Source organism: Acaryochloris marina S15, assembly GCF_018336915.1.
Taxonomy (GTDB): Bacteria; Cyanobacteriota; Cyanobacteriia; order Thermosynechococcales; family Thermosynechococcaceae; genus Acaryochloris; species Acaryochloris marina_A.
Window position 1 is genome coordinate 2,720,794 of the sequence record NZ_CP064923.1, and the last position, 14,550, is coordinate 2,735,343.

9 protein-coding genes are annotated in these 14,550 nt (G+C 47.5%); 3 read left to right on the forward strand and 6 right to left on the reverse strand.

Annotated elements, in window-relative coordinates:
• Window positions 1-11 precede the first annotated feature (11 nt).
• Window positions 12-236 carry a hypothetical protein gene (locus I1H34_RS12900; RefSeq protein ID WP_212665964.1) on the forward strand — a complete coding sequence of 75 codons (225 nt, stop codon included), beginning with the start codon at window positions 12-14 and terminating at the stop codon, window positions 234-236.
• A 25-nt stretch (window positions 237-261) separates the two neighbouring features.
• On the opposite strand, the gene I1H34_RS12905 is transcribed toward I1H34_RS12900, so the two are convergent.
• A complete protein-coding gene (locus I1H34_RS12905) occupies window positions 262-567 on the reverse strand; it encodes a hypothetical protein (RefSeq protein ID WP_212665965.1) in 306 nt (101 codons plus the stop codon).
• 458 nt (window positions 568-1,025) lie between these two features.
• On the opposite strand from I1H34_RS12905, the gene I1H34_RS12910 reads away from it, so the two are divergent.
• Entirely contained in the window at window positions 1,026-2,429 is a 1,404-nt protein-coding gene (locus I1H34_RS12910; protein ID WP_212665966.1) for an alkaline phosphatase D family protein, read from the forward strand.
• Window positions 2,430-2,584: 155 nt separating this feature from the next.
• On the opposite strand, the gene gltB is transcribed toward I1H34_RS12910, so the two are convergent.
• The 4 genes from gltB to I1H34_RS12930 form a co-directional block, all read right to left on the reverse strand.
• Window positions 2,585-7,174, reverse strand: a complete 4,590-nt coding sequence (gene gltB, locus I1H34_RS12915; RefSeq protein ID WP_315874867.1) for a glutamate synthase large subunit — start codon at window positions 7,172-7,174, stop codon at window positions 2,585-2,587.
• Between the two features lie 195 nt (window positions 7,175-7,369).
• Window positions 7,370-9,184: a bifunctional serine/threonine-protein kinase/formylglycine-generating enzyme family protein gene (locus tag I1H34_RS12920; protein WP_212665967.1), complete on the reverse strand. Its 1,815-nt coding sequence runs from the start codon at window positions 9,182-9,184 to the stop codon at window positions 7,370-7,372.
• A 362-nt stretch (window positions 9,185-9,546) separates the two neighbouring features.
• On the reverse strand, window positions 9,547-10,353 hold the full coding sequence (locus I1H34_RS12925) for an SDR family NAD(P)-dependent oxidoreductase (RefSeq protein ID WP_212665968.1): 807 nt from the start codon (window positions 10,351-10,353) through the stop codon (window positions 9,547-9,549).
• A gap of 553 nt (window positions 10,354-10,906) precedes the next feature.
• Window positions 10,907-12,172, reverse strand: a complete 1,266-nt coding sequence (locus I1H34_RS12930) for an inorganic phosphate transporter (RefSeq protein ID WP_212665969.1) — start codon at window positions 12,170-12,172, stop codon at window positions 10,907-10,909.
• A 196-nt stretch (window positions 12,173-12,368) separates the two neighbouring features.
• On the opposite strand from I1H34_RS12930, the gene I1H34_RS12935 reads away from it, so the two are divergent.
• Window positions 12,369-13,670 (forward strand): ABC transporter substrate-binding protein, encoded by a 1,302-nt coding sequence (locus I1H34_RS12935; RefSeq protein ID WP_212665970.1) that lies wholly within the window; start codon window positions 12,369-12,371, stop codon window positions 13,668-13,670.
• Between the two features lie 234 nt (window positions 13,671-13,904).
• Here I1H34_RS12935 and I1H34_RS12940 read toward each other — a convergent pair whose 3' ends face one another.
• Window positions 13,905-14,348: a hypothetical protein gene (locus I1H34_RS12940; RefSeq protein ID WP_212665972.1), complete on the reverse strand. Its 444-nt coding sequence runs from the start codon at window positions 14,346-14,348 to the stop codon at window positions 13,905-13,907.
• Between the last annotated feature and the right edge of the window lie 202 nt (window positions 14,349-14,550).

Below are 14,550 nucleotides of genomic sequence, written 5' to 3' on the forward strand. Positions count from 1 at the left end.
ATATACTGCTCATGCTGCAAAAATTTCAAGAAATATCGACGTTAATAGTGAAGATTATTATGCCAGACAATATTCATACTCAGATTCCGGTTATTCAGCATTCCTCAAACTCTGAGCAGCAAGCCCAATTAGCATCAGTGGCCTCTCAACCTCAAGCCCATCCAACTTCATCTCCCTATTGGACCCCTATTGCGCTGTACTACCTTGAGCGAGAAGCAGAGTGGGCTAGAGGCTAGAGGCTAGAGGCTAGAGGCTAGAGGCTCAATTTTTAGACGCTCTGATTTGATAGAGCCTAATTTGAGAATTAGGATAGTAATCGATTGATGTATTTGAATCGCCAGCAAGATTGCGGCAAAATAACTCAAGCTCTACATCAGCAATCCCGCAGCGATGTTGCAGATTGATCTGGCAGTTACTCATCTTAAATACCGATACATTACGAGTCTCCAAAGCACTAGGATTAGTCGCGATGGCAATCACTTTATCCAAGTCAATTCGGCATAAAACCGTAAGTTTTGGTAATTCGACGATCACCGTATAATTTTCAAGATTTTCAGTCTGGGGCAATACAGAAAATTTTGACTTAGGAGATGAAAGGACAATCTAAATAGAAACTCCATACTCTTGGTGAGATGAGTGTTTACCAAGATTTATATTTAGTTCAAAAAGAATATTTTGTAGTCCCGATTCCCCAGTTAACATCAGATATTTAGACAGACTCCTATAGTGATAGCCTACCCACCTAAAGGGAACCTTAAAGACTTGATAACTTCTCACTAAGATTTGGGGGAAAGGCTGGGAGCGGCTTTCAAATAGGGTTTTGGACTGCTGCTAACAATGCTTAGTTGGGGATACTATTTTGCGATCGCACCCTGCATCCCCAACCAAGCCGACTCAAGTTCATCAATATTTCTTTGCAATGGGAACTATTGTCACTCTAGGCAGATAATACATATCAGTACACAACCCAAATGAGATAGAACTGGGTGTATTCTTTCTGCTTATCAGTGATTTGAGGTCCCTCCATGCGCGTCAACCCCCTGACCATTGGCCCCATAGTTGGAGCAACAACAACAACTGAAGTCCACCTCTGGGGAAGAGGAGAATTTGAAAAGACCCAGTTGGGGTGCAAACGCTGCTTAGGGATTGCCCGGATAAAAAAATTAGAAGATTCAGCTTTTGGGACAGGACAGTTTTTCAAACTGAATCCAAATTTTGACATGACCGGAGTGACGATATTCGATCATTTAGATCCTGAAACCCAATATTTTTTCCAAATAGGATGGTTTTTTTCTGAACAGAGTTATTCGGAAATTCCCGACAATCTTCGCATCAATTGGACTCAAGCCAGTACAGGAGAAGTAACAACTGCCTCTGCCGATCTCCAAGCTCCTCGACAGTTTATTTTCGGTTCCTGTCGGTATCTATTGCGCCTGTTTCTTGGATCCCTATTTGATACCCGGGGGGATAAGACATTTCAGACCATCTCGAAATTGCTAGGGGAAAATCATGCCATCAACCAATTTCTGATGCTAGGGGATCAAATCTATGCGGATGACTTGAATGTTATTGGTGCAGATACTCGCTTAGACGAGTACTACAAACGGTATCGTCAGGCATTTTCCCAACCCTATATTCGCCAAGTCATGAGCCAAATTCCCACTTATATGACCCTTGATGATCATGAGATTGAGGATAACTGGCCCGCTCAAAGTACCCCGAAAGACTATGTCACGAAGTACCCTGCTGCGATTCATGCTTATCTAACCTATCAAGCGAGTCATAGCCCATTATTTCCAGCCCATGAAAAACGAATTACTGGCATTCCAGATAGACTTTGGTACACATTCAGTGATGGATGTTGTGATTACTTTATGACCGACACCCGTACTGAACGCCATCTCGCCACTCAAAGAATGATGAGTGATGAGCAAATGGAGGCGCTCAAGTGCTGGTTGAAGGATGGTTCCAATCGAGTCAAAATCATTGCCACATCCGTTTTGCTGTTCCCAGATGCTGTACAAGGTAATGACGATCAATGGTCCGGTTTCCCGGAGCAAAGACGTGAGCTGTTCGACTGGATTTTTCATCATAAGATCAAGCGAGTTGTCTGCATTTCGGGAGATATTCATGCCTCCTTATCCACAGAGCTAGTCAGCCCAGATGACTCTGACTTCAAGATCATATGTGTTGTTTCCTCACCCTTTTTCTGGCCTTATCCTCATCCAACCAGCAGTGCCTTCAAGTTAGAGGGAACGCTAGAAAAAAGTGCACTAGCGACCTATAACATGGCCAATGCCAGTGAACCTTATCGTTCTGATAATTTCACACTGGTCAAGGTAGATCTTGAGAAAGTGGAGGTCAATGTCTTTCCACGAAAAGCTGAACAGCTAAAACCTATCCGTACAAAAGTACATTCTTTTACATAGAAAGCTGGTTAATATTCACTGATCTTTCTGCTATTCGCTTATTTTTCGCAGTTAGGAGGAGATGATATTGGAACAATGAATAGAGGTTGAATAGGACAACATCAACCGTTAGATTTTCAGGCATAGTATTGGCTTGCTAATGCCACCACATACGATTAACTACCGCTGATTCGGGCTACATCTTTGGCATTTTGCTCAAAGGCAGCAGACAAAGCATCATCCCCACTCAAGCCATCCTCGATCGCATTCTGGATTGCCTGCAATACCCGCTTATAATCCCGTGGCATTACCTTCACAAACTTGGGCAACATGGCTTCCCAATCTGCGAGAACTCTAGCCCCCTGTTCGCTTTGGGTATAGTCCACATGGCGCTGAATGGCCTCCTTCAAATCTTTGATATCTTCAGGATCTACTAAAGTCTCTAGAGCGACCATTTCCGTATTGCAGCGCGTCGCAAAGTCCCCAGCTTCATCAAGGACATAGGCGACCCCACCACTCATACCCGCAGCAAAGTTACGGCCTGTAGTTCCCAGGATGACAGCTTGGCCGCCCGTCATATATTCACAGGCATGATCACCCACTGATTCCACGACAGCCCGCACCCCAGAATTCCTGACACAGAATCGCTCTCCACCAATTCCGCGAATATAGGCTTCACCGCCAGTAGCTCCATAGAAGGCTACGTTACCGACAATGATGTTCTCTTCCGCTACAAACGTCGATTCCTTAGAGGGATAGAGAATAATCTTGCCGCCACTGAGGCCCTTACCAAAGTAGTCATTGGCATCACCCTCTAGCTCTAGGGTTACGCCGGGTGGTACAAAGGCACCAAAGCTTTGCCCCGCACTGCCTTGAAAATGGAGGTGAACCGTGTTTTCAGGTAGACCTTCCCAATGATGTTTGGTGATTTCATTACCAAGAATCGTACCCACAGCCCGATTGACATTTTTAATCGGCAGGGTGGCTTTTACCTTCTCGCCCTTTTCAATGGCTGGCTGACATAGATCCAATAAGGTCGTCATATCTAGCGATTTCTCCAGACCATGATCTTGAGGAATCTGGCAATAGCGACCGATATCGTCGGAAACGTCAGGCTGATAGAGAATCTTAGAGAAGTCTAATCCCTTGGCTTTCCAGTGATCAATAGCCCGGCGAGGTTCCAAGACATCCGAACGGCCCACCATCTCATTCAGGGTCCGGAAGCCCAGTTGTGCCATCAGTTCCCGCACTTCTTGAGCGATGAACTGCATAAAGTTAACGGTGTGGGCTGGGTCGCCGGTGAATTTATCCCGAAGTTGTGGATCTTGGGTAGCGACGCCCACAGGGCAGGTATTCAAATGGCAGACGCGCATCATAATGCAGCCCAGGCTAACCAAAGGTGCAGTGGAGAAGCCAAACTCCTCGGCTCCCAAAAGAGCGGCAATCACGATATCCCGGCCCGTCTTCAGTTGACCATCTGTTTCCACAACAATACGGCTGCGCAGATTATTGAGAACTAAGGTTTGATGGGTCTCGGCAATTCCTAGCTCCCAGGGCAGTCCTGCATGCTTAATAGACGTTTGAGGTGAGGCTCCTGTGCCCCCGTCAAAGCCAGAAACAAGGACCACATCCGCATGGGCTTTAGCGACCCCAGCAGCAATGGTACCAACACCCACTTCAGAGACTAATTTGACGTTGATGCGGGCACTACGGTTGGCATTCTTAAGGTCGTGGATCAGTTCTGCCAAGTCCTCAATCGAGTAGATGTCATGGTGGGGTGGGGGTGAAATCAGACCCACACCTGGGGTGGAGTGGCGCACCTTGGCAATCCAGGGATAGACCTTGCGGCCAGGGAGTTGCCCTCCTTCTCCCGGCTTGGCACCCTGAGCCATTTTGATTTGGATTTCTTTGGCCTGGGATAGGTAGAGGCTGGTGACGCCGAAGCGACCAGAAGCCACTTGTTTAATGGCGCTATTTTTGGAATCGCCCTGGTCGTTGGTCCAGGTGAAGCGTTCAGGGTCTTCACCGCCTTCGCCCGTATTGGACTTGCCACCAACGCGGTTCATGGCAATGGCTAGGGATTCATGAGCCTCCCTGGAGATTGAGCCATAGCTCATGGCCCCCGTCTTAAACCGTCGGGTGATTTCTTCAACAGGTTCAACTTCGTCAATGGGAATGGGCTGACGATCTTTAAATGCCAGCAGACCTCGCAGGGTAAATAGCTGTTCATTCTGCTCATTCACTAGGGCCGAGTATTTCTTGAACAGGTCAAAATCACCTGCACGGGTTGCTTGCTGCAGGGTATGGATGACTTGGGGGCTAAACAAATGGGCTTCCCCTTCTTTTCGCCACTGGTATTCGCCACCGACATCAAGGGTATGGACTTCCACATCCCTTTCAGGGAAGGCATGACGATGGCGTTGAATTGCTTCTTCTGCTAAGACGGCGAGGTCCGCCCCCTCAATCCGAGAGGCAGTCCAGCTAAAGTACTTGTCTACCACGGATTTGTTGAGGCCAATGGCTTCAAAAATCTGGGCACCGCGATAGCTTTGAATCGTAGAAATCCCAATTTTGGAGGCTACCTTAATCACGCCTTTGGTGGCGGCCTTGATGTAGTTCTTACAGGCCGCTTTAGGATCAATATTCACCATCAGTCCCTGGTGAATCATGTCGTGGATAGTTTCAAAGGCAACGTAGGGATTAATTGCCCCACAGCCATAGCCAATCAGAACCGCATAATGATGGACTTCACGAGGTTCACCAGATTCCAGAACGAGACCGACTTGAGTCCGGGTGCCTTCCCGAATCAAATGGTGGTGTAAACCGGAGACGGCAAGCAATGCAGGAATAGGGGCATGATTATGATCCAAGTTGCGATCGCTCAATACGATCAGACTTGCACCGGAGGCAATGGCCTTATCTGCCTGCTGACACACTTCAGCCAAGGCCGCTTCTAAGCCCTGAACCCCAGCATTGTGGTCAAACAAAATGGGTAGAGTGGCCGACTTAAAGGGATCGCCGTTGAGGGCTTTAATTTTGGCTAACTCAGCATTGGTGAGGAGCGGCGTCTTCAGTTCTAGGAGATGACAGCTCTCAGGCTCGGGGTTGAGCAAGTTGCGCTCGGAGCCAATGGTGGTTTCAGGAGAGGTAATTATCGCTTCCCGAATGGAGTCAATCGGGGGATTAGTGACTTGGGCAAACAGTTGCTGGAAGTAGTTGTAAAGTAACTTCGGCTTATTGGATAGCACCGCGAGGGGGGTATCGGTCCCCATGGCCCCAATCGCCTCAACCCCGTTATTAGCCATCGGGGCCATCAGCATTCGCAGTTCTTCAAAGGTATAGCCAAAGGCCATCTGCCGCTGCAGCACCGTCTCGGCATCGTACTCGGGAGCGGCTTCTGCAGCGGGTAGCTGCTCGACACTCACCATCTGTTGATCCAGCCATTCCTGATAGGGATGTTCGGAAATAATCTGGTCTTTGAGTTCTTGGTCGGAAATAATTCGCCCTTGCGCCATATCCACCACAAACATTCGTCCGGGGGTGAGTCGGCCTTTCTTGGCCACACGTTCTGGCTCTATAGGTAATACACCTGCTTCCGAGGCCAAAATCACCAGATTATCTTTGGTGACGTAATAGCGAGAGGGCCGCAAACCATTCCGATCTAGAACTGCCCCAATCATGGTGCCGTCCGTAAAGGAAATCGATGCAGGGCCATCCCAGGGCTCCATCAGACAGGAATGGTACTTATAAAACGCTTTTTTCTCAGCACTCATGGACTCATGGGCTGTCCAGGGCTCGGGAATCATCATCATGGCGGCATGGGGAAGGGATCGTCCCGCCAAGAACAGCATCTCTAAAGTGTTGTCAAAAATGGTGGAGTCACTCCCGTCCACGTTAATCACGGGCTGGACTTTGGCCATATCCTCGCCAAATAGCTCTGACTCAAACATGGACTGGCGAGCCAACATCCAATTGATATTGCCCCGCATGGTATTGATTTCACCGTTATGGGCAATGTAGCGATAGGGGTGGGCTCGATCCCAACTGGGGAAGGTGTTGGTGCTAAATCGAGAGTGAACCAATCCCAAAGCAGATTCCATCTCTGGATCATGGAGGTCGGGGTAATATTGCCCCACCTGAATCGGCATCAACATGCCTTTATAGACAATGGTGCGAGAGGACAGGCTGGAGATATACCAATAACCATCAATGCCCGTGGTGCGAATCGCAATGTGGGACAGCTTGCGAAGCACGTATAGCTTGCGTTCAAAGGCCATATCATCCTGCAGCGCCGGGCTACATTGGATAAAGACCTGCTCCATAAATGGCTCGCTGGCCTTGGCGGTATTACCCAAGGAGGAATTATCGGTGGGCACATCTCGCCAGCCTAGAACCTTATGGCCTTCTTGGGAGGCAACCTGCTCAAAGGTTTGTCGACTGGCTGCACGCTCTTGGGCATCGGGGGAAGCGTAAATCATCCCGACCCCGTACTGCCCTGGTTCTGGCAGTTCAAATCCTAATCGGGCGGCTTCTTTCTGGAAAAAACGATGGGGAATCTGCATCAGCAGGCCCGCACCATCACCCGTATTGGTTTCACAACCACAGGCACCCCGGTGATCTAGATTCACCAGAATCGTCAGGGCCTGTTCAATAATGTCATGGGATTTTTGACCCAACTGATGAACGACAAACCCCAACCCACAGGCATCATGCTCAAATTGTGGATCGTAGAGACCTTGGGGGGCAGGAGTGGTATTGCTATTCATATTGGGTGATCTGAAGGTTCGAACTGTTACTTGACTATGTCGCATATCCTCAGCCAAGGGAAAGTCGGCTGAGACCAGCATTATAAGCTTTAACTTTAGTCAATCTAAATTCTCTTACGAAGAAACTAAATTAACAGTAGGTTTTAATGCAAATTCAAGGAAAGCGATCCGACTGATGTTCCGTGAATTTAGCGTCTAGGTCATACTCTCAGGGTGTAGGGCAGACAGGGCAACACGAAAGCCAATATAGAAGTTGCTGCAGTCCTGGGAAACATAGTAACGAGCCGCCGAACGACAATACCGAGGGGAGTAAATCCAAGCGCCGCCTCGCAAAATCCGATAGGAGCTATCCTCTTCCTCCCAAGCACTGCCATTCTTAGGGGCATTGTGATAGCTGCTATGCCAGGTGTCTTGACACCATTCCCACAGGTTGCCCGCCATGTCATATAGCCCAAACGCATTGGCGGGGAAACTGCCCACTTCCGTTGTCTGTTTTCGATATTGTCCCTGGGGACCAGAGTCATGGGCTTGATTGCGATCATAATTGGCGAGATCAGATGTAATGCTGGCTCCAAAGTGGAAAGGAGTGGTCGTCCCAGCGCGGCAAGCATATTCCCATTCAGCTTCACTGGGTAATCGATAGGGCCGCTGGGTTCGATCCGAGAGACGCTGACAAAATTCCATCACGTCTATCCAGGACACTTGTTCAACTGGACGTTTAGCCCCCTTGAATGAGGATGGATTATTGCCCATAATCTGTTGCCATTGGGATTGGGTGATCAATACTCTACCCAGATAAAACGGGGCAATAGAGACGACATGCTGAGGCCCTTCATCCCCAAATCGCTGGGGATCATGGTCTGCCGATCCCATCCAGAACTGCCCTTCTGGAATGGCGACCATTTCTAGGGTGTCATTACCTAGGTCTTCTAAGAAACGCTGTCCTAGGTAATGGGAGCGATTGATGATTTGCCCCTGGGTATCCACTTCAAGCCCCTCAAAACTAAATGGTTCTAGGGTGGAATAAGGGAGAGACAGCTGACTTTGCCCATGGCGAGGGGAGATGGTGTTGGAAATTGCTGTGGGCCAGCTGGTTGAGACAGAGGTGAGAGAATCGTTGCTGCCCTGGGCTGGGGCTAAGGCGGCCAAAACCTCATCGGCCGAGACAAAGCGATCGCATATCTTGATCCGCAGTAATTTACCAATAATGGCTGCTAAATCTTGGCTAACGGGTTGGGGTAGATGGCTTTGCCATTCATTCACCCAGGCATACCCTTGGAGATGTTTGAGATGATTCGGATAAATGCCTGTGAGTAGATTAAAACAACAAACTCCTAAGCTAAATAGGTCACTAGCGGGGCAAACTTTGCCATCTATAAATTGCTCCAGCGGGGCAAACCCTTCGGTGCCTAGGATAGTTCCTGATTGCATAAGTTTTGAAAAACTATCTTGTTTGGCAATGCCAAAGTCAATGAGGACTAAATGTTGATCAGCATACCGTCGCATGATGTTGACGGGTTTGAGATCCCGATGGATGATATTTTGCTTATGAATATCCTGCAGAATAGGGAGTAGATCTAGCAGTAGACGACGGATTTTATTCTCATTAAACATACCGTCTTGATCTAGCTCCTCTTGCAAATTTTGACCATCCACAAATTCTTGAACTAAATAGGGATGTTGATGATCTTCAAAATAAGCGAGAAGACTCGGAACTTGTGGGTTCTGTTTCAGTTTCTGAAGTTGTCGCGCTTCCCGCAAAAAGAGCTGTAGTTTCTTTTCTATATATTGATCTTGAGTCGGACAAATCAGCTGCTTGACCACACAAAGCTCATTGAAGTTATCAATATCTTCGGCTAAATATGTTTTGCCAAATCCCCCCTGACCTAAAGGTTTGAGGATCTTGTATCGATGTCGTAGTAAATCAAGAGATCTGCCACAACATTGGCACTGTTGATCGAGATCGGGATTAACAGGTTTCTGGCAATCTGGATTCAGACAATAGACCATCTAATCTGGGCCATCGAAACTTCCCACAACTATCAGAATACCGAGGGTTGATGCTCCACATATGTTCGTAAAATTACAATCCGAATCATGAATTGTGAGGATTTGATTATTGACTACCTACATTGATGCTCACTCTTGGATTTTGGTATGTGCCAATGTTGAGAGTTTTAAGCTGATTTGGACCTTTTGAACGAGGTTTCTCAAATGAGCAAGGGTCAGTTTAGTAAATACGGTTATTGGCTTTAGCTTCTGTAGATTAACTGGTCAAAAAGACTGCATCCAAAATAGTTGATTGCAAAGGGCCAACAGATTCCAGAAATTGGTCAGTGGGCAATAATACAATTGCCCACTGACCCGCAAAATTAGTAACCGCGACTCCAGATAGATTTCTTGGGTTGTTCAGACCGGGGAGCAGTGAGTTGGAGCCACCACTCTAAGAGCCTGGGAGCAAAGCGATTGCCCAAAACGGCTAAGTGACTTTGCCAGCCCACCAGAATTTCTGGGGATTCCTTGGCCAGACTGTTGACTAAGACCTTAGCCACTTTCTCGGGGGTCATTGCTGCTACCCAGCGAAACCGTTGGGTATTGCGAGTCATATCTGTTTCTGTGAGAGAAGGCAACAGGGCCGTGACTTTAATATTATGGGCAGCTAGCTCAGTGCGCAGAGCCTGGGTAAAACCCAAAATCGCAAACTTGGTAGCGGAGTAAGTGGCCATGGTTGGGGCACCTATTTTGCCCATAAGACTAGAAACATTGACGATGCGTCCTTCCTTCTTACTGGCCATGCGTCGCGCCAGGACCTGAGTCATAGTGTAAATTCCCATTAAGTTGAGAGAAAGCTCTTCCTGCACTTTGGGGAGCTTGGTTTGCAGGAAAGGGGCCTGATGAGCCACCCCAGCACAATTCACCAGTAAGTGAATGGGACCATGCTGCTTCCAGGTCTGGGCGATGGCAATATTCACCTCCACCGTCTGAGTCAGATCCAGGGGAAGAACAACTGCTTGGGTGCCCAGTGCTTCTATTTCTATGGCGACTTGCTGTAGGCGGGCTTGATTACGGGCCACAAGGATGACTTTTTCTATTCCTTGCTGGGCTAACTCTTGTGCGATCGCACGGCCAATCCCTCGGGATGCACCTGTAATGAGTGCGGTTTTTCCTTGTATTTTCATGGGATACCTCCCGACACAATGGTCAGACAATGGGCAGATTTGTCCCTTCACTGAAGCAATATCCTTAAGCGCTCGACAGGATAGGTCAATGAGTGGATTGAGGCGAAAATAGCTTGTTAATCAATCTGTGAAAACGAAGTAGTAAAAAATTAAAATCTTTTCTGAGAAAAATAGTTACACAATTGTAAAAAAAATCGTCATTCTCACTTGAAGTATTGCAATCAACGCTTCAAGCTTAAGATCAGTGCAAATGTATTAATTATGTGCTGAAGATTACATTTTGTAAGCCTTTCATTCTGCTCAACATATTCAAGAAGAAATTAAATTCTTTATAAGCATAAGCTAGCAACTAAATCAATCAACTGCAATAAATTTTATAATATTCTTATTGCATTAACATAAGTACATATAATTCTCAGATTGAGTACCACTGGAGAGCATTCCTAGCAGAAGGACCTGCAATCACTCAGGGACAGATTAAGTGAAATATTGCCTCTCGTTGAATCTGAGAATAGCGGAGATTTATCATCCATTTCTGAGGAGGCCATCCAGGCTACAATCCCGCGAGGAACTGTAATCCAGAGAACAAAAGTGCTCCTAATCCCATACAAATGGGCAAAGTAAGACCCCAAGCTCCCGCAATTTGCCCCAGGGTGGCCCATTGAATCGCCTGTCCCCGTTGCGATAAGCCAATGCCAATTACTCCACCCACTAAGGCATGGGTGGTAGAGACAGGCAGTCCCCAGCGAGAAGCGAGAAGAATGGTCGTGGCTGCTGCCAATTCAGCACAAAAACCACTGCTGGGCTGGAGGGGAATAATGTCTTCGCCAACGGTGGTCATCACTTTTTGCCCTGAAATGGCTAATCCAGCCACAATCCCCAGTCCACCCAGAACCATGATCCACAATGGAACCGCTGCTCCGGCAGTGGGTATTGCCTGAGTTGTAAAAATAGCTGTGATGACTACCAGGGGAGCGACGGCATTGCCAACATCGTTAGATCCGTGGGCAAAGGCGACAAAGCAAGCACTACAGACTTGAAAGAGTGCTAACTGATTTTCGACGGTTGCCTGGTTTCTCGCTGAGTCTGCTGAAGGAGGATGTTGAGCAAGTTTTTGCCAACTCCAGATGGTCAGAGTGAGGATTGCAGCAATACCAACTGCGATCGCAAGATCTTGTTCAGGCAGGTTCCAGTGCCCTTGAGTCTCTAAGACTCGGTGAATGGGATGAATGACTTGAGGTAAGACAATCACCCCAAAGATGCTCACCAACCCAGTACTCAACCAGGGAATCCATTCATTCAGCTGACGTAGCGGATCGGAGGATTGCAAAATCCCCTGGGAAATCAGGCGGTAAATCAAGGCTGCAATCCCACCACTCACCACCGGGGTCAGCAACCAGGAAAGGGAAATAACCCCTAACATAGACCACCGCACAGCCGATGTCCCCAAAGCCACAATACTGAATCCTGCTAACGCCCCAATCGTGGCATGGGAAGAGGCCACGGGCCAGCCTCGCCAAGTCGCAATCTGCAGCCATAACCCACAGGTCATCAGCACCGAAATCATGCCTAAACTCAAGGTTTGAGGTGTATTGGCAAAGGCTTGGGCATCCACGACCCCACGGGTCAGGGTATTGATGACTTGGCGGCCAAACACAATGGCCCCAGTAAATTCAAGAATCCCAGCAATCACCAAAGCCTGCCGGAGGGTAATGGCTTTTGATCCCACCGATGTGCCCATGGCGTTAGCGACATCATTGGCCCCTAAATTCCAGGCTAAATAAAATGCCAACCCACTCACGAAGAGAATATAAACCATGGCCAAACCTATTGAAGATGCTTGGGGATGCCCAAAAACTCAAGAGATTTCAGGATTCATCCGCTTCCTAGGTATCAATCCCTTTTTCCCAAACCCATTGAATTTGCTGATTTAATTTAGACTTAACGTCATCAGCGATATACCATTCGATTGATAACGGAAAGACTCTACCGGGTGAGGATCAAAAGAATACATCATGAATAACCCTAAACCATTGTTCCAGGCCTTAAACCCTCGCCAACTACGTCGGTTTACCGCTTTAGCTTCTGTTTTATTGCTGAGTGCCTGCCAAGTCGGGGGCAATGCCCCCAATGGCGAGGGCTTAAAAATTGGCTCACTCTTACCGTCGACAGGAGACTTAGCTCCGTTAGGGGCGCCGATGATTGATGCAGTGCCCTTGCTCGTAGATACGGTGAATGCCTGTGGTGGTGTGAATGGCAAGCCCGTTGAACTGACGTCTGAGGATGATGAGACTGATCCTACGAAGGGCAGTCAGGCGATGACCAATTTAGTCGAAGTTAAAAAAGTGACTGCTGTCGTGGGATCTTTTGCGAGTAGTGTTTCTCAAGCGGCTGTTGATGTTGCGGTTCGCAATAAGATCCTCCTCATTTCCCCAGGGAGTACCAGTACCGAATTTACGGGTCGTGCTCAAAATGGAGACTTTAAGAATGGTGATACCCAATATTGGGCGAGAACTGCACCTCCCGATACCTACCAAGCCCGTGCCCTTGCCAAACTCGCTAAGGAAAAAGGCTTCCAGAAAGTTTCTACTGTCTCCATCAATAACGACTATGGCGTTAGCTTTGAGCAAGAATTTATAAAGTCCTTTAAAAAACTAGGGGGCACGGTGATCAATGAAGCCAAACCCACTCGGTATGACCCCAAAGCCACCACCTTTGACACAGAAGCTGCAGCAGCCTTTGCCAATAAACCAGAAGCTGTGATTGCCATTCTCTATCCAGAAACTGGAGCCCTACTCTTGAAAGCGGCTTACGAACAGGGCCTGATGGAGGGGGTACAGGTGATGCTGACGGATGGAGTCAAGTCTGATGAATTTGCGACTCAAGTGGGTAAAACCAGCGATGGCAAGTTTATTATCACTGGAGCGATAGGAACCGTGCCAGGCGCAGATGGGAATGCCCTAGAGTCCTTGACGGAACTTTGGAAATCAAAGAAGAACGAAGCCCCACCCGCCTATGTTCCTCAAAGTTGGGATGCAACAGCCCTAGTGTTACTGGCAGCCCAGGCCGCCAAGTCTAATTCCGGAGATGCGATCGCAGCTAAGCTTCGTAATGTTGCCAACGGCCCAGGAACTGAAACGACGGATGTTTGTGAAGCCTTAAAACTCCTAGAGAAAGGTGAAGAGATCAACTATCAAGGGGCCAGTGGTAACGTCGATATTGATGAGAATGGAGATGTCTTAGGGGTTTATGATGTATGGACCGTTAAGGATGATGGCAAGCTCAATGTCATCGGCCAGGTCCAACCGTCCGAGTAATCATTCCTGAAAATCTATCCGTTTATTTCAGTCATAGTGACAGAAGACGATCGAGTCTTTTGTCACTATGGTACAGAACATTGAATGGGAGCATGTCACCTTTGCAATCTAGTATTTATACTTATCCCAGAAATCCTTGCTAGTCTTGCTTTCAGACATCAAATTTCTGATTACAAATTTTGTGCATCTGCAAAGGTGACATGCTCCCACATTGAATGGTTGAAACTGATTGATTTACTCTGAGGATTGGGATTTTTCAGCTTTGGAAAAAATTGACTTAAAGCTAATAGGCTCATTCAATTTGGCCATCACCGTTTTCATATTAATCGGCTCATTGAGCTTGGTCATCATTTGCTTATAATTCCAATCTGATGGATTGGTTTCTGCTTCAGTCGGATGAGGTGACGGTGCGGTCGAAGAATCCCCACTGGTAGATGAAGACGGAGCGACTCCATCCAACTCAGATTCCACCCAAATTGTGAAATGGCTCTGATAATTTACGATTAAGCTCATCAAGCCAGCATCTAGCATTTGGCGACAGGAAGCAATTGCTTTTTCCCGTTGAGAGTTCTCAAAAGTTTGCCCCTTCTGAAAACATTTATCTAAAAAAATAAATTCTGAAACCCCTTGGCATGAAATTCCTCTTGCTTCCAGGTCTACCTGATCAATTAGCAACATACCGAATATTGCCCTGTCACTTATCATTCCATACTTAGGATGCCCATTATTCGTCCAAAGTGAGCGTTTCAGTCGTTTCGATTTGAGATGAGTCTGGGAACTCAGCGTATGAGAGACCGTTGTGACTCAAGCCATTATGGGCTAACCACAGGGTTCATTGCATTACTCATAGAAGTGGATACTAAGACCAAAAAATCACACC

Coding starts and splice junctions, on each gene's coding strand:
- I1H34_RS12900 (WP_212665964.1), top strand. CDS start 12: ATGCTGCAAAAATTTCAAGAAATATCGACGTTAATAGTGAAGATTATT.
- I1H34_RS12910 (WP_212665966.1), top strand. CDS start 1,026: ATGCGCGTCAACCCCCTGACCATTGGCCCCATAGTTGGAGCAACAACA.
- gltB (WP_315874867.1), bottom strand. CDS start 7,174: ATGAATAGCAATACCACTCCTGCCCCCCAAGGTCTCTACGATCCACAA.
- I1H34_RS12920 (WP_212665967.1), bottom strand. CDS start 9,184: ATGGTCTATTGTCTGAATCCAGATTGCCAGAAACCTGTTAATCCCGAT.
- I1H34_RS12925 (WP_212665968.1), bottom strand. CDS start 10,353: ATGAAAATACAAGGAAAAACCGCACTCATTACAGGTGCATCCCGAGGG.
- I1H34_RS12930 (WP_212665969.1), bottom strand. CDS start 12,172: ATGGTTTATATTCTCTTCGTGAGTGGGTTGGCATTTTATTTAGCCTGG.
- I1H34_RS12935 (WP_212665970.1), top strand. CDS start 12,369: ATGAATAACCCTAAACCATTGTTCCAGGCCTTAAACCCTCGCCAACTA.
- I1H34_RS12940 (WP_212665972.1), bottom strand. CDS start 14,348: ATGTTGCTAATTGATCAGGTAGACCTGGAAGCAAGAGGAATTTCATGC.